The following is a 21143-nucleotide window of genomic DNA, read 5'->3' as shown; positions in this document are numbered from 1 at the left end:
TTCTAATTTGGTTAAATTAAAAGTTTAAATTATCAAAATAGTGATACAGAAACTTTTGAAAATTGAGTATCAAGCTACAAAGTAGCTTGGTACTCTTTTTTTGGCTAAATTATTAATTAGATGATTAAGATACCTTGGTTACAGCCACTTGGTTTTCTGACTTATTGGAAATAGAGAGCAAAATTGCGGTGATCATAAACAGTGAATTTAATCTGCTGGATTTTGCAAATGACTGTCAGCTATCAACTCTACCATGAAGGAGATTCATGCAAGTTTTTAGGTGAGGTTTATTGCTGACTTCAAGGGCCTTAGTCAAAACCAATTAAGAGAAAGCGCAACTATGCAACCACTGACCAGATTTGTCATCCAATATAGAAAATCATGTACGAAAAGGCGCTGAACTTGATTGCTCAACGCCTTTTTGGCAGCTTAGGGAACCTTTGCAGGCTCAAGTCTGCAATGCATGTTTGCCAGATTTTATTCAATTACCTGGTGTTTTTATAAGTACTGCTTTACTTTTTTACTAACTATATTTGCTAATAATTTCCGTGGATTTGGCCAAGTTTCTTTTAAAAACTAATGCGTGAGAATAAAATCTCACGCACCCTTAAATATTATTTATCTTATTCGTACCGTAAAGCCGTAATTGGATCGAGCTTGGCTGCTCGTCTAGCTGGTAAAGTACCGGCTAGGAAAGTAATCAAGCAGATAATGCCGATAATAAGCAGGCTGCTTGACCAGTTAAATTGAACTAGGGTGAAGCCATCAATGCCTTTGAGGAAGGATTGACTAGCAGCCCGGTTCAAAATTTGCCCCAATCCCATAGCACATAAGAGACCTAAGCCTGAACCAACGAGTCCAATGAGGATAGCTTCAAAGCTGAAGATGGAGAACACCTTGCCCCGGCTAAGTCCTAGGGCTTTCATTAAACCTATTTCACGTGTTCGATCACGAACTGACATGAAGAGGGTGTTAATGACACCGAAACTGGCTGCTACTAGTGCGATTGCACCAAAGACAATTAAGATGCCAGTTGCGGCGTTAAAGGTGGTGAACAGTTGCTTAACTGCATCTTTCAGCGTCATTGCACTATAGCCTTTTTTGGTAAACTTAGCTTCAATTGCAGCAATTTTCTTTGGATTCTTGCTAGTAGGGGTGGCAAGAACTTCAACGTAGCGGTTGCGTAATGCCTTAGGCATTCCAGCTTGGTTGGCGGCAACAATTTTATCGCTTAATCCTTGGCTGTACACGCCTTGACCACTGCTGACCATACTGTCGTTGCGGACACCAACTACAGTTGCAGTTATCTTAGTGACCTTTTTGGTAACAGGAGAAGTTGTAACTAAAGTCAGCTTTTGGCCAAGAGCGTTCTTAGCACTCTTGTAGCCAAAGGCCTGGGCCATCTCCTTAGTTAGGAGAACTTCTTGACTCTTGCCAGAGGTTGCAACTTGGCGGCCAGCCTTTAAGTCATAGTCAACGCCCAAGGTTACTTGTGCATCTAGCACATACTTGGTTTTATTGGGACCTTGAACATATTGAACGCTGCTGTCCTTTAAAGCTTTGACATCTTTCACGCCCTTAACTGTTTTAATCTTTTGGATGTCTTTTTGAGTCATCATACCGTCGCTGTTTTGGTTGCTCTTGTTAGGGTTATACTTTTCAGGAGCATTGCTGTTACCACCTGAAGAGCCGGGAGAAATGAGCATCTGTTCAGTATTGCCAACATTGCCAATTTGTTTTTTCAAGTAGTCATTAACGCCTCTATTAATTCCCATCGTAATACTGATTGTCAATGAGCCAATCAGCACTGCGATAATGGTTAATAGTGTTCGACCCTTATTGTGCCAGAGGTTAGTGGATGCTGAATTTAAAAGATCACGGATTTTCATTATTTGTCTCCTTTAACTATTTGGCCGTCTTTGATTTGGATTTGGCGGTCACACTTTTGGGCAAGGTCAGGGTCATGAGTAACGATAATTAGCGTGATGCCCTTTTCCCGATTCAACTTGAAGAGGGTTTTTTCAACCATTGCTCCCGTAGTTGAGTCCAAGTTGCCAGTTGGTTCATCTGCAAAAATAATTTGGGGATTATTGACTAAGGCGCGCGCGATGCAGACACGCTGCTTTTGACCGCCGGAAAGAGCACTTGCCTTGTTGTGGGCTTTGTTTTCCAAGTCAACAGTTCGAATAGCTTCTAGAGCCAGTTCACGCCGCTTCCTGCCAGTTACACCTGCAATCTTCAGCGGCAGCATGACGTTTTCAAGGACGCTGTCTTGGGGATTGAGGAAAAACTGTTGGAAGACAAAGCCAAAAGTTTGGTTACGCAGTTTATTTAAGGCTCGGGCTTTGATTTTATCTGTAGGAGAATCATTGAACTGGACGCTACCCGTAGTGGGGTGGTCAAGTAGCGCCATAATGTGCATTAGGGTTGACTTGCCTGAACCACTCTTACCAATGATAGCGACGGAATCACCCTGATCAATTTGTAAACTGACGCCGCGCAGCGCGTCAAACTTGCTTGCGCCCTTGCCATAGGTGCGCGTAACATCTTTGGTTGCTAATAAATTCATTTTTTTACTCCTTATGTATTAGTGTGATACATATATATTACACCATTTTTAGCAAATGACAATATTTTTTTGATAAATATTAATAGCTGGTCTTTTTATTTTCAATACTATTTAGATAATTTTCTAAATAGTATCTCAGTTAACACAAAAAAGCAACTATTAAGTTGCTTTGGCTGGTGTTGTATATAGTTTAAGAATAGTAAAGCTAGTATGGTTAATCGAAGTATGCGCTTATAAAGTAAAATGAGTTGATCATGTACACACAATATCAGCAGGAGTAGCAGGTTGATTATTTCCTGAAAATTAGACAAAGTAAAAAGGAATATTATCTTGAAACGAATCTAAAAGTGCTCTCAATAACTTCTTCAGTTATTGAGAGCACCTTACGAATTTATGATTTCAGATTACAATTTGAAATTTGCCTTTTTGACGTATTTATTTTTGTCAATAATGTAATATTTAATCTTTTTAATAGTAATTGCGCTACCGTATGTTCTTACCATATTATGCTTTTTGAGAACTTTCTTGTTCTTACGTTTGCCATGTTGGTTGTAAATGTAAGCATTGTGGTTCAGCTTGCGTTTTTGGCCATCAATATTGCCTACTACGATATAAAGGACATCAGGCAGTTCATAGTAGTCTTTGCCATTGATGCTCTTTTTACCAGTAGTCTTAACCAATGAACCTGCCTTAATTATTAAGCCATTATCACGTTTAGCTTGCTTATTGTATAAATATGCATTGTGCATGACTTTCTTTTCAACCAGGTTATGAGTGTTGTCATTAATGATTGCTGTACTTGAATTATTTGAAGTGGTTTGTTCCACAAAATTAGCCATTTTGATGAAGCGATTAGGTGCAATAATCAAATACCTTTTACCACTAATATTTACTGGGTCACCATAAGTGGCAATCGTTTGGCCTTCTTTGAGTACTTGTGAGTGTTTTACCCGATTACCATGTTGATTGTAAATAAAGGCATTGTGCTTTAGTGTGCGTTTGGTTGCGTCAATATTGCCTGCTGCCACAAAGTAGTTTTTATTATTGGCACCGTGATCAACCAGAATATAATAATTTCTGCCATTGATCGTAGTATTGCCATAAACATCAAGAATTGAACCAGCTTTAAGTATGACTTTGTTAGCCCTGCTGCCCTGATTATTGTAAAGATAGCCGTTATGCATTAAGGTGACTTTTTGAGCCTTATTTGAAATTATTGGTATTTCACTGCCAGGGTAGTCATTTCCATTACTTGAAATATTTGATGAGGTACCAGGATTCCACGGGTTAGATGGATTGGAAGGATTGGACGGATTAGATGGGTTAGACGGGTTGGAAGGGTTTGATGGGTTAGACGGGTTAGATGGATTGGAAGGATTTGATGGGTTAGACGGATTGGAAGGGTTTGATGGGTTAGATGGGTTAGACGGGTTAGATGGATTGGAAGGATTTGATGGGTTAGACGGATTGGAAGGATTTGATGGGTTAGACGGATTGGAAGGATTTGATGGGTTAGACGGATTGGAAGGATTTGATGGGTTAGACGGGTTAGATGGATTGGAAGGGTTAGATGGATTAGACGGGTTAGACGGATTGGAAGGGTTAGATGGGTTAGACGGATTGGAAGGGTTAGATGGGTTAGATGGGTTAGATGGATTAGACGGGTTAGACGGATTGGAAGGATTAGACGGGTTAGATGGATTAGGAAGAGGTTTTTTAGTATAAATGTAAATGATTTCTTGCTCATTATTTTTAAATTCGCCTGTAGCAGGTCCTTGAACTTCCTTAAGATCGTAATTTTTGATAACAAGTTTGGCGTCAGGAATAGGGTCGCCAATATTGCCTCCTAAAATTTGGTCCGGAGCAATTGGATTGCCATCAGTATCTTGATAGTGTACGGTTACTGCAGCTCCATTCACAATTTTAAAGGGAATAACCAGCCAACCACCTGATTCATATCCAGAACTACCTAAATACTTACCCTTATAATTTATGGTCATGAAACCAGTATCGCCTACGCTTTTACCAGAAAGATCCCACCGGATATAAAAGTCGTTTTCAATCGTACCTGGCTGCGTGCTTATATATGACGTAACTGCATGGTCTTCAACCTTTGCGTCATTTGCAATCCGAATTGGTATAGGCTTGCCATCAATATCCAGAAACTTATGTGGCCCCGTGACATAGGAGGTCATTCCACGTGGTACATTAAGTGTTGGTGCTTTGACAATTTGAAAGTAAGCTGATGAAAAACTGAGAATGTTTGGATCGCTCTTCAAAGGTGAAAAATCACTGATGAAATTATAACTAATACTTAGTTCAGTCAAGTTAGGTTTATTAGCCAGTGCTGAAATATCACTGATACTACATAGCTGGAAGTCGACTTTCTTTAGTTTATCTAGGTTGGCCAGCGCGCTAATGTCACTTAGTGGGCTACGTGTCATTATAGGTAGACCATGCATAAGGTTATAATTTATTGATGGAGCTAAGTCGATTTTTTGCAAATTTGTAGCATATTCCAGGCCTGTTAATGATTGGATATTGATAGCCTTAGTATAGTTTGTTTTATCCGTTACCAAATCTCCTTCAAGTTCGAGTTCGGTAACCTGTGCCATATCTTGTTTAGTTATTTGATTGGCGTCTTTTCCTAACACCTTTCCGACTATAAATTGCAGGTTCTTGTCGGGCATCCAGCTATCGATGGGCTCTGCATCCTTGACAATAATTTTAGCCCTTTTTTCTACTTTGTATGTATAAGTAACCTCAGTTTCTGAAGCAGAAAAATCAGCACTTGACTTGCTGATGAGAACGTAACCAGGAATTTGTTTGTCGGGGTAAGTATCACCAATTTTTCCTGTGATAGTCTCATCAGGAGCAGTAGTAATCGGCTTGCCATCTTGGTCAACATAATGGGCCCTCACCTTGACTTGATCGGCGCTAGTTTCATTAGTATCTTTAGCACTAGTGGATGAACTAGCACTAGTTGGATTAATGTTAGTATAAATAGGACCGCTAGCTTTACCAGTAATAGCAGTATCTGCTTTAGTCGTTTCTGGCTTGGACAGAATAATCATACTTAATGCAGCTGCTGTAACGCTTGTAAGAAGGACCTTTTTACTATTTAAATGTTTTTTTGATAATTTAGTCATTTTTTTGCCTACCTTAACAGTATTTATTAAATACTAATTCCTATCATGTATATTTAGCTTGACACTGTTTTTTATTATAGAACTGAAGAACATATTAGTCAAAGCCTCTTATACTATTATTAAATATATATGGTATAGCAAGCAACTTGCTGTGATGCAGCTTATACAATGATGAATATAAAATTATAAATAAAAAGTGCTCCTACTAGCTAGATTGAGGTCTAACTGGTAGAGAGCACTGAATTGCTTGGTCTTTTTATGTATTTAAAATTCGCTTATAAACTATCTTGAATGTTATCAGCTAAGTAATCATAGAGCATGCCGTGCTTCAAGTCCCTAGTATCAATACCTAGTGCTTCAGCAATTGCATAAGCAAACGCCCAGGCAGTTGCAGGACCCCGGCTGGTAAGTACTTTGTGCTTTTTATCAGTTACCGTAATTGTTTCTTGGAAATGGCCACTGGGTGCGTCCTTTTTGCTTTGCACGTCAAAGCCTGGATAGCAGGTGTAATCTGCACCATTTAAAATCCCGTACCGTGCAAAGGCGATAGGCGCTGCACACATTGCGGCATCCCATTTGCCATCTTCATTTCGCTTAACCATCAGTTGGCGCAACTTGTTATTGTCGCGCAGGTTTTCTGCTCCTGTCTTTCCCCCAGGAAAAGCAACTAAGTCATAATCCAGCAGGCTGTCGTCGACTACTTTGTCACAAGTTAATTTGATCTTGTGGTCGCCAAGAACTTCCTTGCTAGTGAGTCCAACCATATCAGCTTGCACGCCTAATCGCCGCAATACGTCAATAATGCTTAAGCCTTCAACTTCTTCACAACCATCAGCAAATACTACTGCAACTTTTGTCATAATTAATGCCTCCAAATCCTTTTTTCTTTAGTATAGTCTAGTTTAGTTCAAGGTAAAATAACAAATCACTTAGCTTGTTAAGGTGAAGAGTAGGGCGGGGCGCAATCGGCATCTTGACCTTCTTGGGAGCAAGCCAAAGAGACTGAAGATTAGCATTTTCTGCCCCTTGAATTTCATCAACCAAATCTGTCCCAATTACCAGGCAGCTTGCTGGGGTTAGGTTTTGCTTCTGCACGACGGTGGTTAGCACTTTTTTATCTGGCAGCTTTTCGGTAAAATCTTCTTTAAAATAGGAAGCAGAAAAATAATTTAGCAATTCAGTTTCTTGCAGGCGAGCTGTGATGGTCTGTTTGCTTTCCTTAGCCAGCAGAATCAGCTTAACTTCATCTTTAACCTCATCTAAAAAAGGAATGGCGTCTTTGACTAAGTGGCTTTGCTTTTGGATTTGCTCGGCAAATATTGCCTGCGCTTGTTCCATCTTTTGCTTGCAAAAAGTCTGTAAAAGCAAGTCGATCCGGTCTTCTAACCCTAGCATCTTGCTTTCTTTTTCTAAAGCTGTATATTTTAGTCGCTCGCTGGGGCCAAAGTCACCACCCAGAGCTCTCAATGTTTGCTGGAGCGCGTTTCTTTCCGCAACCCCTTCATTGAGCAAACTGCCTTCAGGAATAAAAATTAGCGTTTCAAATTTTGCCACGTGTAGTTGACCTTTCTTTAACTTTATACCTGATTATAACGGTCTAAACGTATAAATTAAAGTCTTAGTGGTTAAGTTTGCCTATTCGATCGTGATCGTCCTCCCTTTGATGCTATCCGCAATTAATGTGTTTTATTTGAACGCTTTTTAATAAAGTGCTTTGCAGTTTTGAGCCCCAGTAACTGTCTGTATTGCCGCCCTAACTTTCCGATTAAGGCGAATACACTTTGTTTATTTGGCAGAAAGGTTCCTTTGCATGATGCGGCTAAGGGGATTCTACTAAACTGGGCTAGATTAATAAGATATCGCTACTAAGCTATTGTGTTTTAGCCGAAACGTGGTATTATTTAGATTGATATCTAATTAGAATGTTATCTAAATAGAAAGGAAATAAGTGAGTTTTGAAACTAGTTTTAAGGCCTTGTCAGATCCGGTAAGGCGCAAGATCTTGCAGTTGCTGAAGAATGGACAAATGTCAGCTGGAGAAATTGCCAGTCATTTTGATATGACACAGGCCACCGTTTCTTACCATTTAAGCGTTCTGAAAAAGGCCAACTTAATTGACGAAGAGCACGAAAAAAATTTTATTTACTATTCGTTAAATACTTCTATTTTAGAAGAAATTATGACATGGCTTGTGGACTTGAAAGGAAATCAAGATGAGTAAAAGTAGTTTTCGCCAAACGGCGTTTGTTTCAAGCTTGCTAATATTGCTGCCAGCAATGGTGGGCTTGTTTCTATACAATCAGTTACCTAGTAAAATAGCAACACACTTTGGGCCCACGGATGTCCCCAACGGATTCAGCAGCAAGCTGTGGGTAGTTGTCGGCATGCCCTTGGCCATGTTTTTGCTGCAATGCGTGATGCTGTGGTCGTTTAAACACGAAAGCAAAACTAAAAGCCTTAATTTCAAGATCGTTGGGATCACCTTTTGGCTGCTGCCAGTAATAGTTAATATAATCAACCTATCTTTATACGCGGTTGTACTGGGTTATCACTTAAGATTATCAGCTGGATTGAGTATTTTTTTAGGCCTGCTTTTTATTATCTTTGGGAATTATTTACCCAAGATTCGGCCCAACCACAGTGTTGGCATCCGGATTCCGTGGACGCTGGAAAACAAGGTGAACTGGCAAAAAACGCATCACTTGGCTGGTTGGACCTTCATACTGGCTGGCTTAATGTTAATAATAAGTTCTGTTTTTCATAGTGCAGGACTTGTAATTGCACTTTTGCTTGGCGCGCTCGTGGTACCAGTGGCTTATTCGTATCTGCTAAGCAAGCACGGATATTAAAATATTAACCAGGAGGAGACTGATTCGGCAATGGAATCAGCCTCCTTTTTTGTTATTTGAGAAAATGCGACCAGTTTTTATTTACTTGCTTGGTCAGAACGTCAACTTCAACTTGGCGCAATTGAGCTAATGCTGCAAATGTCTTTTTTAAAATAAACGGATAGTCTGTGGTGGCAACTGGCTTTTTAAGCAGCCAGCCAACGGAACTTAGGCCATCTGTTTCAACTAAAAGACGGTCTAGTGGAACCAGTTGTGCTAGTTGTCTCACAGAGGGATCAAATAATAAAGCAAGACAAATACTAAAATAGCAGTCTTGGTCAATATATTCTTGCTGGTAATCTGAACAGTCATACCAATGGATAAGATAGCGGTTGGAGTAGTGCCGAATTGTCTTTAGAATAGCCGCTTCGCAGCCCTTAGTATGAAGAATAACTGGCTTGTGATTTTCTTGTGCCCACCGAACCTGCGCATTGAAGACCTCGGTCTGAGTTTGCAGGTCATTATCTGTCCACACACTATCAAGACCAATTTCTCCGACCACATCTGCTTGATTAAGGCAGGGCAGGGCAGACTGGAAGTCATACTTATTGACGTCCCAGGGATGGATCCCAAAGCTAAGTGGCTGCTGGTTAGTAAGGCTCTTATTAATTTTCCATTTTTCGGGCGTTTGGCAGTTAATAATAGCCTTGATATTGTCGCTGACCTGCAATTTTGCTAGATCTGAATTGTTTTCTAGGTGACAGTGGGCATCAGTTAACATTTAATGCGCTTCCTTTTTACATCCAATTTTTGAAGTCAGGATTCTACTGAATAATTGCCCCCAATATAACACTTTCTGGCCTGCTGAACGTATTAATTTTAAAACATAATCCGCAATTTTAAGATTTTTTATAAAGAACAGCAATTATGCTAAAAAAAGTTTCATAGGCATTATTATTGCTATATAAGCTAACCCCTGGTTATAATGAGGGTACGTTTTTTACAGAAATATGATTTGGATTTACTGGCAACAACTTTAATTGAAAAGAAGGTCTTATGAACAAAATTGTGCATAAGCAAATAGTATTTGCAGCAAGTGTATAGGCTCTCAGATGGATTGAGCAGATTTTACTAGTAAACAGCTGAATAATCGAATAATGGAGGAATAGCATGTCCCAGAAAACAGAACTACTATCAAAAATAACCCCCAAGTCCGGTTTAACTGATGATGCGGTTAAGCGACAGCGAGCTGAATTTGGCCGCAACGAGCTAATTGCTAAAGCCCCTGTACCCTTGTACCGGAAGATTTGGCGTCACTTGAGCGATGTGTCTTCTTTGGTCTTACTATTTGCCGTAGCCTTATCAACATATCTTGCTCTTTTCCGTGAGGGCGGCTGGACCAAGACCATCGTGATTGGGGCAGTTTTAGTAATTAATGTTGTAATTGGCTTGTACCAGGAATCTTCAGCAGAAAAATCGCTTGCTGCATTGAAATCAATGAGCCTGCCCCAGACGAACGTCCGCCGCAATGGACAGGATATGTCTGTTGCCGCCGTCGAGCTTGTTCCAGGGGACCTGGTGCACCTGAAAGTGGGTGACCAAGTGCCTGCTGATGGAATAATAATCAGTGCAACAAGCCTGGCCGTAGATGAAGCAATTCTAACTGGTGAAAGCGAAGTAGTTAGCAAAACGGCTTATCATAAAGCTGATAAAGTAAAAGAAGACCAAAAAGTTTATTCAGGAACAGCAGTTGTAGGGGGCCGTGCTCTAATGCAGGTGGGCCAAATAGGAATGGCAACAGAGCTGGGCAAGATTGCCGGCTTAATAAACCAAACAGAGCAACGGGCAACACCCTTGCAGGGTAAGTTGGACCACCTGTCCAAGTGGATGACATTTTTTGCCGGTTGCGGGGGCTTAATTATTTTTGCCCTCAGTATTGGCATTCAAAATAAGGGGGTTGCAGACAGTCTGATGGTTGGATTGTCATTAGCCGTTGCTGCAGTTCCCGAAACCTTGCCGATTATTGTTACTATTAGCCTTTCGCACGGAGTGCAGCGTATGGCTGCACAGGGGACAATTATGCGCCGCGTTGGTGCAGTGGAGACGATTGGCAATGTGGACATTATTGCTACGGATAAGACGGGGACGCTGACCCAGAATAAGATGTCAATCACCAAGTATTGGACCCCAAGTACTGGAATTAAGTCGGCTAAAGCAGAACTGCCCCAAGCAGGGTGCGACCTAGTCCGCTATCTAGGCCTGGCTACTAATGCCAAGGTTACTGAAGCTGGTGGCAAAACTCATGCAATGGGGGATGCGACTGAAATAGCAATTGTTAACTGGCTTGACGCCCTTGGAACTAGTCGGCAGGAGTTGGAAGAGACAGCACCTAGAATTGCAGAAGATCCCTTTGATTCTAATAAAAAGATGATGACCACTGTTCACCAACTTCAAGATGGACGCAAGTTAGTCATTGTTAAGGGTGCTTGGGATCGACTACCTCTAAAGAAAGATGCAGTGCTTGAAGCAGGACGACAGGCCCATGATGAATTGGCGGCAGCAGCGTTAAGGATCATAGCAGTTGGCTATAAAATTCTTCCAGAAGATGTGAATGAAAAGGACTGGGAAAAGATCAATACAAATCTTGAACTAGCTGGCTTAGTTGGCTTGATTGATCCACCCCCGTCCTGAGGTAGCAGCAGCAGTGAATGAGGCCAAACAGGCAGGAATTCAAACAATCATGATTACTGGCGACCACTTGGAAACGGCTAAAGCAATTGCAGAAGAAATCGGCATTTTGGATAGTAAAAAAAGGGCAATGACGGGTAGTGACCTGCAGCAGATGACTGATCTTGAACTAATAGAACAAGTTCCTGATATTGCCGTTTATGCCCGGGTAACGCCTAGCGATAAAATTCGCATAGTACAGGCCTGGCAAGATCTGGACAAGACCGTTGCGATGACTGGCGATGGCGTAAACGATGCCCCAGCCTTAAAAGCAGCCGATGTTGGTATCGCAATGGGAATCACTGGTACTGAAGTAGCCAAAGAGGCTGCGGACATGATTCTGACCGATGATAATTTTGCTACGATTATTGTGGCTGTTGAAGAAGGGAGAACGGTTTACCAAAATATAATTAAGGCCGTTGAGTTTTTGGTTGGGGTCAATTTTGCCCAAATATTCCTGATGATAATTACAGCGTTGCTGGGTTGGGGTCCTGCCTTGCTGGCTGAACAACTGCTAATAATTAATGCTGTGGCTGATGGTATTCCCGGCTTCTTCATTAGCCAAGAACCAGGCGAACTACTTCTAATGAAGCAAAATCCGATTGCAAACGGAGAAAGCATCCTGGCTCGGGGCTTGATGCAAAGAATGATCGTGCGCGCTCTTACTTTTACCTGCTTAACTTTAGGTGTGTATGCATGGGGACGCTTCGTACTCACATCAGGTTCGGCAAAAACGGGTATGACCTTAGTCTTCTTGGTCTTAGCACTCGGATCAATGATTGATATTTATGCCATTAAGGATACTCAGCCAATTAGTTGGGCTACATTTAAGAGCAACCCACTATTGAATTGGGGCTTAGCCATAGGAATTATACTAGTTTTAGCGCTTGCACTGGTGCCAGGCTTGCGCAACTTTGTTGAACTAACTACTCTGCCTATACAAGGCTGGCTAGTTGTTTTGGCAGGTAGCTTGCTGCCCACGCTAGTGCTAGAATTGAATAAGCGCATAACATCGCTAGTGAACAAGAATAAGATGTAAGCTGATTAAATAAAGTCAAAATTCAAGTCTATTCCCTGATGGGAATGGGCTTTTTTGCTTGCATAATATAGCAGTCCATAGTCAATGTTTTCATATTTATGCTAGATTGTTTTTACTTACTAGAAATTAAATTCGACTTTCAAAAAATGATATTTGCCAGTTTAGTTAAGTCTTTTACTTGCCATAATAAAGTTAATCACAAAAAGGTATCTAACTTTTAGGACATACTTCAAAATTTATTACAGCTTTTATTTAATTGTATGTTATCTTAGAGTCAGTAGAAGAAATCGGATATTGAAATTAATAGATTTCTTTTACCTAGTATTTGCGCAAATGCAAATCTAATGAATATTTATAGTAGGGTGTTTTACTTGTCCTATCATTTTTTGATTAAACTATTATTAACATAAGGAGCCAGCCATGTTAACTATTAATAATTTGTCAATCAAGACCAGACAACCAATTCTGCAGGATTTTTCCTACCAGTTTGAACCGGGTCAATTCTACCAAATTGCTGCAGAAAATGGCTCGGGTAAGACCAGTTTTCTGCGTGCCATTACTGATCTGATTCCAATTTCTTCGGGAGATGTCACCCTTGACAATCAACCCTACGCCAAGAATAAGCGCCAGCTCTTCTTCTTTGAAAGCAATGAGTGGCTAAACGACAGCTTGAATAGCCTTGATTACCTAAAATTTGTGCAAAGGCAGTGGCAATCTGAAGTTGATTTAGACCAAGAGATGGCTTTCCTGGGTGTGCGTAACTATGCCAAGGTTCCAATCAGAAAATATTCGCTTGGCATGAAACAGAAGCTAATTGTGGCTATGTATTTGGTCAGCGGAGCTAAATATTACTTGATGGATGAGATTATCAACGGCTTAGATGAGGAAAGTCGGGCATTGCTATACGATCGGCTAGATGAAGAAGTTACTCGGCGAAACAAGTGCATCATTTTAACCTCGCACTATAGCAGCGAGATCAAGGTGACCAACTTGCACCGGCTCGTTTTGCAAAAGCAGGTGATGCACGAGGTGACACAATGAGCTCGTATTTTTGTTTCCAACTTAAAAAAGTCAGTAAGCACAACTTAACAGTTGTTGCGTTAGCTATTCTGCTGCTTTCTTTTGGTCTGTTGTACATGAATGCCAACTTGCTTAGAAGTGGCAACTCGCTAAAAGGTGAGGCCCAAAGTCAGATCGTCTTGCAGAAAAGGTTTTTGATTGAAAATAAGCGGGTTCTCAAACGGTATTCGCCCAAAGGGCAATCATACAAGACAACCGCACGAGAAATTAAGAAGATTGAAGGGGAATTGAAAAAGAATCAGGCTTTTGTCGCAGATATCAATCACGGGCGCTGGCAGAAAGTTTACGCAGCAAAGCTTGTGCAAATGCGTAAAACCAAAGAAACTAATTTGAGTCCTACGGAAAAAGACTGGGTTAAAAAGACCAGGCTGCGATTTGCATATCTCAAGGACCACCCAATGCCATACGAAAGCGATGCATCAGTCACGGGTGTCCAGTTTCTTCTGCAGCTGAATGAAACTTATTGGCCGCTGCTCTTTAGTCTGGTGATGGTCTTTATCTTGACCTATCTGTTCACTTCTTCCTATAAGAATGGGCTTGACACCTCAACACTTTTACCATTGAGCAGGATGCAAAATCTTTTGATTAATGGAGCTGCTGGCCTGGTAATTAATGTTTTGATTTTTCTTCTTATTTAATTTATTGGCCTTTACCGGTGCTTCCGCCATTTTTGGCACCTGACGACTCGATTACCCTTATATCGTTCATCACCAGGTAGGTGGTCAAATGGTTCCGGGAATTCTTCCGGCAGCTAGCTTGTTTGCCCAAGCGCTTATTTTACAGCTGCTGGACTTTGTGTTTATCGTCCTCTTCGTCCAGCTAGTTGCACGGATCTTCCGCAATCAGTTGCCAACGCTCTTAACTGCACTCCTGCTCCTGGTGAGCGGCAGCCTTGCCACATTAGTGATTGAGCCCTTGCAAAAGATTGCACAGTGGCTGCCCAGCACGTACTTCAATACATTAAAAATTGTTTCGGGTACCACAGCGTATGAGATGAACAAGGCAGGCATCAACTTTGCTAGCGGCGTCGTGACGCTGATCATAGGAACGGCCATTTTGCTCTTGGCGATGCTGCTGCTTGATCGCGCAACTATTGTTAAGCACAAAAGCGAGGCGAGCGTGTGATGTCCTACTTGTCTTTTCAACTTAAAAAAGTCTTCAAGAACAAATTAACGCCCGTTTGCCTCGCCCTTTTGGTCACGCTGATGGTGATTGCTTTGGTTATGAATAATCGGACTGCGCCCAATTATTCCCTGCAAGCCGGAGCTAAGGACGAAATTGAATACTTTCAAAAAGAAATCAACCGGCAAAAAAAGTTGCTGGGTCGCTATCGAGCTAAACCAGAACTTTATGATGATACGAAAGCGGCTATCACTGACAATGAGAAGGTGGTTAGGCGGGACCAACGCGTCCTGGACGCCGCCAATAGGGCAGATTGGGCTACCGCATATCGGATTATGTGGCAGCAGAAGAAAGTGGAACAGCACTATGTGGCTCAAGATAAGGCTGAGGCTGATCCCCAGCTAAGCTTAGAGATTGACAAAAAGTTAAAGTTCTTCGACTACCTGCGTCACCGCCCACTTGCATATGAAAGTCAGGACATGCCGATTACGGGGTTGCAGTTCCTAATGCAGCTTAACCAGCAGTATTTGCCCTACGTTTTACTCTGGTTGCTTTATTTCTTCTGACCCTGCTTCTGACGGATTCTTACCGGCAGAAGCTGGACACCGATTGGGTGCTGCCAATTGAACGAAATAATTTAACGGTCACGAAAATCGGAGCTGGCTTAGTTTTGACTGTTGGCTGCTTTTGGGGCCTCAATAATACAGTAGATGTGGTCACGGGCAACCTCAGCATGAGGTATCAGAACGCAGCGCTTACTTTCAACACAGGTATTATTATTTTGCTTGCTTCAATTTTATTGCTCATAGGCCTGATTACCCTGTTTGATCGAAGAAAAAGGTATTAGTGGAGCAATCGTATTCTTTATGTCTGGCATATAATATTTTCTAAACCTATGCTTCTATTTGAATAAATAATAAAACGCTATCTTGCCTAGGTAGCGTTTTTAGATTATTAAAATAAATGGAGCAAACATAAAAAGCTTGCCTAAACAGCAAGCTTTAAGGCAACCCTTTGTTATAATTAATTTAATTTCTTGACAGCGCTTCCTAGAAAAATGTTAAACTGCAACTAACATGAAAAAGCAATCATGTTCTTTAATAAATCAAGTGATCTTGGGACTACTATCATAGCATTTTCGAGAGTGATTGCGATAATAGAATAAATAAATACTTTTTTCATTTGAGGTACCTCCATGCACGATAAAATATATGGTAAAAGATTTAAACAATTAAGGGAAGGGAAAAACTATAGTTTAGATTTTGCTTCTAGCGGTGTTGCTTCCAAGACTGCACTTTACAACTGGGAATGCGGCCAAGGCAACATGCCCTTTGTTAAAGTTATTGCGATGCTCAAAAGAATGAATATCAAAGTGACAGAACTGGTTGACGATGTCATAAGCAATGATACAAATATTGATGCTATCAATGCCGCTTATGATAATGATGACGATCAGGAGCTGAAGAAACTTGCGGTTAAGTACCTCAGGCAAAGCAGAAGTAATCCTGACAGCAGAAATCTTCTGCTGAGTGCTGCGATTTCGTGCCACTATTTGAAGGCCGACACGGGGGAAAATTTATTTTTGCCCGATGACGTTGAGCACCTCGAAGAAATATTGTCGAATATTGCTGAGTGGTACTACGAGGACATATTCATCTTTGGCAATACCTTGTTTCTCTTGCCGGGGCGCAAGATAGTCGCGTTTACTAAGAGATTGCTTGCAAAGTTTGTTGAAAAACAGGATAAGAGCGATGAGAAATGGCAGCGCGCTGCTCTTATTACCATACTTAATGCGGCCTTTGCCTTAATCTATGACGATTATCAGAATGCGCGAAGACTCCTCCCCCTAATTGATGACATCAAGATTAAAGATGAGTTTTTATTCCAAAAGTTGCGTTTAAAGTTTGCCCTTGAATTATTGCAGTATATTGAAACAAAGGATGAGACGAAAATCGCTAACAATTATTTCTCGCTGTTAGATTACCTTGGGATGGACCACTTCAGGGCAATTACGAAGAAGATTTTTTTACGTGTAAAGCAGATATATCAAATCCAATAATCTAAACTACTACGATAATACTATTGTTTTTAGAAAAAAAGGATAGACGTTCACTATAAAGAACGAATTTTTGAGTTATATTTTTAAGAATTCTAATATATTTCCTAGATAAGTATCCACAAAAATTGCATTTTCACAACTGAAAGCAAAATTAATTTTTAAATTATCTACTATATTGTTCATTATATTGAACAAGCAGATTTTATTATACTTTAAGATGTTAAACTTTTAATAGTGAGTGAAGAGCATATGGATCCTATTTTAAGGCTTTACATTCATGGCAATCAGAAACAAACATAGATTAGTGAATTTTGATCATATTCTCGAGCTATGACTTGTAATTTTATTAAATATAGGAGTATATATTATGAAAAAGAGATTTATATTATCAGCTTTAGCTGGAGTAATGCTGTCAATAGGTTCTTCATGCCTAGTACTAGCCGATGAAAATGAAGATAATAACTTGGAGCAAGATACTTCAGTGCTTTTGCGAAATAATTATACCGACTCGAGTTGGGATTTTAATATGCCTAAATTACAAGGGAATGTATACACTAATAGCAGACTAAAAACTGATAAGAGCAGAAGTTATGCAAAATCGACTGCTATAGGTAAAGGTAAAATTGCTGTTTGGACTGAAAGAGCAAATGGTGGAAATATTGGAACTAGTGAATATGTTCTTAAGCAAGGCCAGAGTGTAAAAATATACAACAGGGCATATGAAATGTATGGACGTACCAATATTAGATTAGGTGTCAAAGCTGCTAATTTAGAATTTGTTAAAATCCATTCTTCTGGTAAATGGAGTCCAGATTCCATCTAAGTCTTGTATCGAATCAAAGGGAAAATATCCTTTATCTGGGTATTTTCTCTTTTAGTGTTAAGGGGAAACAAATGCATTTTAAAAAACAAGTTCAAAGAATGTGTTTGCGCTGGCAAACCTGGCTAGCGCTATTAATTGGGCTGGCAATTATTATACTGCAAGCCCACACAATCAACCCAATGAATGCTGATCGGGTAGTGAATAATGCATTTTTGCATTTAACTGGCTTTGACTTTACTGGAATGGGTACTCAGATTTATTATTTGCTTCTTCCTTTAATGTGCGGGCTGGCTGCAAGCAGTACCTATCAAGAAGATAAGCGCAATCACCGATTGAGTGTACTAGTAAGTCGAAAAAGCAAAAAGCAGTACATTTTATCTACTACTGCAAGTTCCTTCATAGTTGGAGGTATAGTAGGCGTTTTGCCCTTGCTGATTGAAGCAGGCTACTTCTTTTTGAATTATAATGTGGCTAATCTTCCAAAAAGTCCTGATATTCAGATTATTGATCCTAGTGGCTGGGGATATAATTTGTTTATGCACCACATTTTAATATTTTGGTTTTGTACGATTCTAATTGTCTTTTTGTTTAGTGGACTTTTTAGTCTAATTGGACTAGCAGCTTCTTACTACAATGTTCCTAATGGTGTGGAAATAATCGCTTCTTTTATCTTGATGTTTTTGACTATTTTAGTTGGAGGACTGACTGGTGAAATAGAGGCATCACTGAATTCATTGTTAGCGCCAACAAGTAGCAATACGTATTTTTATGATATATATATATTGTTGGGCTATTTTGTAGTTATTACTGGTGCAATCACTATGATAACGTGGAAACAGGTCAAGCAAGATGTACTCAATTAAGCACTTGGTAAAGGCAAATGCGCGCCGACTTTTGCTGATCAATATCATTGCCTTCAGTTTGTTGATTATTTTTTATGCGCGTACTGGCCTGGCGCGTGGTCTTGGAAAAAGGGCTGTAATCTACCAGCTCCTGTTACCCAATTCTTTTTACTCCGTGATCGCCTTTATCAATGTCTTGTATATCACAGTAGTCCGACCAATTCCCCGCATTTTTGAACAGATTCGACAGCAGCGAAAGGAAGATTGGGTCAAGACGGTGCTCTATTGGATAATGTTCAGTAGTTTATGGACAAGCATCAGTGCAGTGGCGGTCCTAGAGACTTTTGTTCTTGCGGATCCAGCAGTAGATAAAATTTATTGGTGGCCGCTTATCTTAACTGGGGCAGTTGCCTTTGAAAATCTTCTCTTTTTCCAAAGCATCATTTTATTAATTCACTTGTTCTTGTCAAAATTGAATTATGTCTTTGTTAACTGCCTTGTTTATGCTGTGGTTGTTTTGTCATCAACCATTATGATGCACAATAAACTGCTTAGTGCACTAATTAATAGCGAATTTTTGCTTCAAGGTGATGGATACAGATTACTCTTCCAAATGATCTTAATGCTGGGAGTCATACTAATATGCTGGCATATTAGTATTGAGCGATTTCTTCGGAGTGAGCGCTTATGAAATGGCGAATTTATGGGAATGAGATTTTCTCCTCAAATCGTTTAGGCAAGGGTATCATGCTTTTTTTCCAGCTGTTTTTTTGGTGGCAATATTGCAATTTTACCAACTTTACGCCCCAGCACAACATATTCACTACCTACCAACTGGTTGGAGTACAAGGAATTATGGGGAACTTGGCATGGATATTATATTATTTGGGTGGGGAATTCTATTTGCTTACTAGCTTACAAGAAAAGTTTTTAGTAGCTAATCCGCTAGTAGTAGTCAGAAATGAAAAAAGAACAACGATTTTGCAAAATTGCTTTTTAACTACGATAGTTTTTGCATTTTTATATAATTTGTTCTTTTTAGGGATGCTTGCTATTTTTACTAGAGGGAATATCACCTTGCTGTTCAGCTTGCGCCTATTTGCTAGCCTGTGTCTAAGCTTAACCGCCTTTACCTTGTTGCTGCTTTTAGCTTCAGTGGTTGAGCCGATCTTGGGCTGGATTATGGGCATCATAGTTGTTATTGCGTGCTTGGCATTAAAAACAAATTACCTAATGCTATTAACCACTAAGGTAACTTGGGTATCAACGCTAAGTAACTGCGGTTGGCTGCTTATTCTGGGCTTGCTTTTAAATCAGATAAACAAAAACATTGAAACAAAATAAGGAGACAATCAATGAGCTTTTTAGAATTAACGGATGTTACAAAGACGATTAAGAATGAGCCTGTCCTGCGAAATATCAATTTTGCGGTGGAACCAGGCACGATTACTGGTTTTGTTGGCTCAAATGGCTCGGGCAAGACCATGCTGTTTCGTGCTATTTTGGGTCTCGTCAAAACCGATAGTGGAACGATTACGCTTAAGGGTCAAACTATTGGGCTTAATACTGAACGGTCGGCTAATGTAGGTGCCATCATTGAAACGCCAGGCTTTATTACTTCTTATACAGCCCTGAAAAATCTCCAGTATCTAGCTGCTATCAAAAATCTAGTAAGCAATGAAGAAATTTTGGCTGCCATGCAAGTGTTCGGTTTAGATAAAGTGAAGGACAAGAAGGTAAAGAAGTTTTCGCTAGGTATGCGCCAGAAACTAGCAATTGTCCAAGCTTTTATGGAAAAGCAAGAGCTATTGGTTCTGGATGAGCCTACTAACGGACTAGATAAAGCATCGATTAAAATCTTTGAAGAATTGATGCTTGAACTGCGTCAAAAAGGGCGGACAATTTTAATTGCCTGTCATGATGACCGGGTAATTAAGTCAATTGCAGATGAATTTTATGAACTAGATGCTGGTCAAATAATTTCAAAAAAAGCAGTTGCCAAACCGGCTTGATTTAATCGCTATTTTAGCAACCAAAAAACGCCATCTCGCAAGATGGCGTTTTAATATTCATTTCAAATAGAATTACGGAAGTTATTCTTGACCAATTTGAGTATTTATTTTATAAGTGAGATATGTTATCATTTACCAACAATATCAACAAGGGAGGAGAATACGAATTGGCAACAGAAGTTTATTTAATCCGGCACGGCGAAACGATGTTTAACCAGCTGGACAAGGTGCAAGGGTGGTGCGACTCGCCCCTTACTGTTAAGGGCATTAATGACCTGAAGAGGACAGCACTAGCGCTTGGACAGGTCCACTTTGACAATATGTATTCTTCCGACTTGAAGCGTGCAATTGACACCGTTCACTTGATGAAGGAGGCCAACCAAGTTTCAGAAATCGGCAAAATCAAAAAGCTGCCAGAATTTCGCGAAGTATTCTTTGGCTCTTTTGAAGGCGATGACATCGAGGATACCTGGGAACAGGTTGCTGAAGCTGCTGGCATTGGCCCAGAAAATGATGTTACCAAGATTATCAACAAAGTAGGTATATACGAATTCCGGGAAGCAACTAAGAAGGCTGACCCGCGTCATTTAGCGGAAAACAAGGAAGAATTAGATGAGCGCATGGAGCGTGCAATTGCCGTTTTGCACAGTCTAACCCAGAATGATCAACGCGTTCTAATTGTCTCGCACGGTGACTTTATTAAGACACTTGGTATCAAGTACTGGAACCAGAGTGATGGTTTGCACGACATTGTTTTTCCAGAAAATGGCAGCGTGACCCGTGGTCTTCTCTATAATGACGGCCATTTTGAAATTGTTGACTATAATGTTGACGCAGAAGATATGTAGAATCCTACTGTACAAGTAGGATTTTTTGTTACAATAATAACGAGA

Annotated in this window: 20 protein-coding genes and 1 pseudogene; 15 read left to right on the top strand and 6 right to left on the bottom strand. The window is 40.3% G+C overall.

Going from position 1 to position 21143, the window contains the following annotated elements; translation table 11 throughout:
* Window positions 1-623 precede the first annotated feature (623 nt).
* The 5 genes from AC2JF7_RS07220 to AC2JF7_RS07200 form a co-directional block, all read right to left on the bottom strand.
* Window positions 624-1889: an ABC transporter permease gene (locus AC2JF7_RS07220; RefSeq protein WP_500728013.1), complete on the bottom strand. Its 1266-nt coding sequence runs from the start codon at window positions 1887-1889 to the stop codon at window positions 624-626.
* Window positions 1889-2569, bottom strand: a complete 681-nt coding sequence (locus AC2JF7_RS07215; RefSeq protein ID WP_500728012.1) for an ABC transporter ATP-binding protein — start codon at window positions 2567-2569, stop codon at window positions 1889-1891. The genes AC2JF7_RS07220 and AC2JF7_RS07215 overlap by 1 nt, the downstream gene beginning before the upstream one ends.
* 404 nt (window positions 2570-2973) lie before the next feature.
* A complete protein-coding gene (locus AC2JF7_RS07210; protein WP_500728011.1) occupies window positions 2974-5718 on the bottom strand; it encodes an SLAP domain-containing protein in 2745 nt (914 codons plus the stop codon).
* 275 nt (window positions 5719-5993) lie between these two features.
* Window positions 5994-6578 (bottom strand): DJ-1 family glyoxalase III, encoded by a 585-nt coding sequence (locus AC2JF7_RS07205; protein WP_500728010.1) that lies wholly within the window; start codon window positions 6576-6578, stop codon window positions 5994-5996.
* Between the two features lie 37 nt (window positions 6579-6615).
* Complete coding sequence (locus tag AC2JF7_RS07200; protein ID WP_500728009.1) at window positions 6616-7272, bottom strand: HAD family hydrolase; 657 nt, start codon at window positions 7270-7272, stop codon at window positions 6616-6618.
* 394 nt (window positions 7273-7666) lie between these two features.
* Here AC2JF7_RS07200 and AC2JF7_RS07195 point away from each other — a divergent pair, with 394 nt between their 5' ends.
* A complete protein-coding gene (locus AC2JF7_RS07195; protein WP_500728008.1) occupies window positions 7667-7939 on the top strand; it encodes an autorepressor SdpR family transcription factor in 273 nt (90 codons plus the stop codon).
* Complete coding sequence (locus AC2JF7_RS07190) at window positions 7932-8567, top strand: SdpI family protein (protein ID WP_500728007.1); 636 nt, start codon at window positions 7932-7934, stop codon at window positions 8565-8567. The genes AC2JF7_RS07195 and AC2JF7_RS07190 overlap by 8 nt, the downstream gene beginning before the upstream one ends.
* Before the next feature lie 52 nt (window positions 8568-8619).
* On the opposite strand, the gene AC2JF7_RS07185 is transcribed toward AC2JF7_RS07190, so the two are convergent.
* Window positions 8620-9327 (bottom strand): TatD family hydrolase, encoded by a 708-nt coding sequence (locus tag AC2JF7_RS07185; protein ID WP_500728006.1) that lies wholly within the window; start codon window positions 9325-9327, stop codon window positions 8620-8622.
* A 389-nt stretch (window positions 9328-9716) separates the two neighbouring features.
* Here AC2JF7_RS07185 and AC2JF7_RS07180 point away from each other — a divergent pair.
* The 13 genes and pseudogenes from AC2JF7_RS07180 (at window position 9717) to AC2JF7_RS07120 (ending at window position 21098) form a co-directional block, all read left to right on the top strand.
* Window positions 9717-12312: pseudogene (locus tag AC2JF7_RS07180) on the top strand (cation-translocating P-type ATPase).
* Window positions 12313-12732: 420 nt separating this feature from the next.
* Entirely contained in the window at window positions 12733-13353 is a 621-nt protein-coding gene (locus AC2JF7_RS07175) for an ABC transporter ATP-binding protein (RefSeq protein ID WP_500728005.1), read from the top strand.
* Window positions 13350-14030, top strand: coding sequence for a hypothetical protein (locus AC2JF7_RS07170; protein ID WP_500728004.1), 681 nt, complete (start codon window positions 13350-13352; stop codon window positions 14028-14030). The genes AC2JF7_RS07175 and AC2JF7_RS07170 overlap by 4 nt, the downstream gene beginning before the upstream one ends.
* Window positions 14031-14118: 88 nt before the next feature.
* The gene (locus tag AC2JF7_RS07165) at window positions 14119-14517 is read left to right on the top strand and encodes a hypothetical protein (RefSeq protein WP_500728003.1); all 399 of its coding nucleotides are present in this window, start codon (window positions 14119-14121) and stop codon (window positions 14515-14517) included.
* The gene (locus AC2JF7_RS07160) at window positions 14517-15080 is read left to right on the top strand and encodes a hypothetical protein (RefSeq protein WP_500728002.1); all 564 of its coding nucleotides are present in this window, start codon (window positions 14517-14519) and stop codon (window positions 15078-15080) included. Before AC2JF7_RS07165 ends, AC2JF7_RS07160 begins: the two co-directional genes overlap by 1 nt.
* A gap of 47 nt (window positions 15081-15127) precedes the next feature.
* Window positions 15128-15361 carry a hypothetical protein gene (locus AC2JF7_RS07155; protein ID WP_500728001.1) on the top strand — a complete coding sequence of 78 codons (234 nt, stop codon included), beginning with the start codon at window positions 15128-15130 and terminating at the stop codon, window positions 15359-15361.
* Between the two features lie 348 nt (window positions 15362-15709).
* On the top strand, window positions 15710-16573 hold the full coding sequence (locus AC2JF7_RS07150; protein WP_500728000.1) for an Rgg/GadR/MutR family transcriptional regulator: 864 nt from the start codon (window positions 15710-15712) through the stop codon (window positions 16571-16573).
* A gap of 367 nt (window positions 16574-16940) precedes the next feature.
* Entirely contained in the window at window positions 16941-17396 is a 456-nt protein-coding gene (locus tag AC2JF7_RS07145; RefSeq protein WP_500727999.1) for a DUF2712 domain-containing protein, read from the top strand.
* Between the two features lie 71 nt (window positions 17397-17467).
* The gene (locus tag AC2JF7_RS07140) at window positions 17468-18259 is read left to right on the top strand and encodes a hypothetical protein (RefSeq protein ID WP_500727998.1); all 792 of its coding nucleotides are present in this window, start codon (window positions 17468-17470) and stop codon (window positions 18257-18259) included.
* Complete coding sequence (locus AC2JF7_RS07135; protein ID WP_500727997.1) at window positions 18246-18929, top strand: hypothetical protein; 684 nt, start codon at window positions 18246-18248, stop codon at window positions 18927-18929. The genes AC2JF7_RS07140 and AC2JF7_RS07135 overlap by 14 nt, the downstream gene beginning before the upstream one ends.
* The gene (locus AC2JF7_RS07130; RefSeq protein ID WP_500727996.1) at window positions 18926-19582 is read left to right on the top strand and encodes a hypothetical protein; all 657 of its coding nucleotides are present in this window, start codon (window positions 18926-18928) and stop codon (window positions 19580-19582) included. The genes AC2JF7_RS07135 and AC2JF7_RS07130 overlap by 4 nt, the downstream gene beginning before the upstream one ends.
* A gap of 11 nt (window positions 19583-19593) precedes the next feature.
* Window positions 19594-20250, top strand: a complete 657-nt coding sequence (locus AC2JF7_RS07125; protein WP_500727995.1) for an ATP-binding cassette domain-containing protein — start codon at window positions 19594-19596, stop codon at window positions 20248-20250.
* A gap of 167 nt (window positions 20251-20417) precedes the next feature.
* Window positions 20418-21098, top strand: coding sequence for a histidine phosphatase family protein (locus tag AC2JF7_RS07120; RefSeq protein WP_500727994.1), 681 nt, complete (start codon window positions 20418-20420; stop codon window positions 21096-21098).
* Window positions 21099-21143: the final 45 nt, after the last annotated feature.

Source organism: Lactobacillus sp. XV31L, assembly GCF_059900865.1.
Note: the sequence above shows the minus strand (reverse complement) of the source record. Positions and strands in the feature narration are given on the sequence as shown.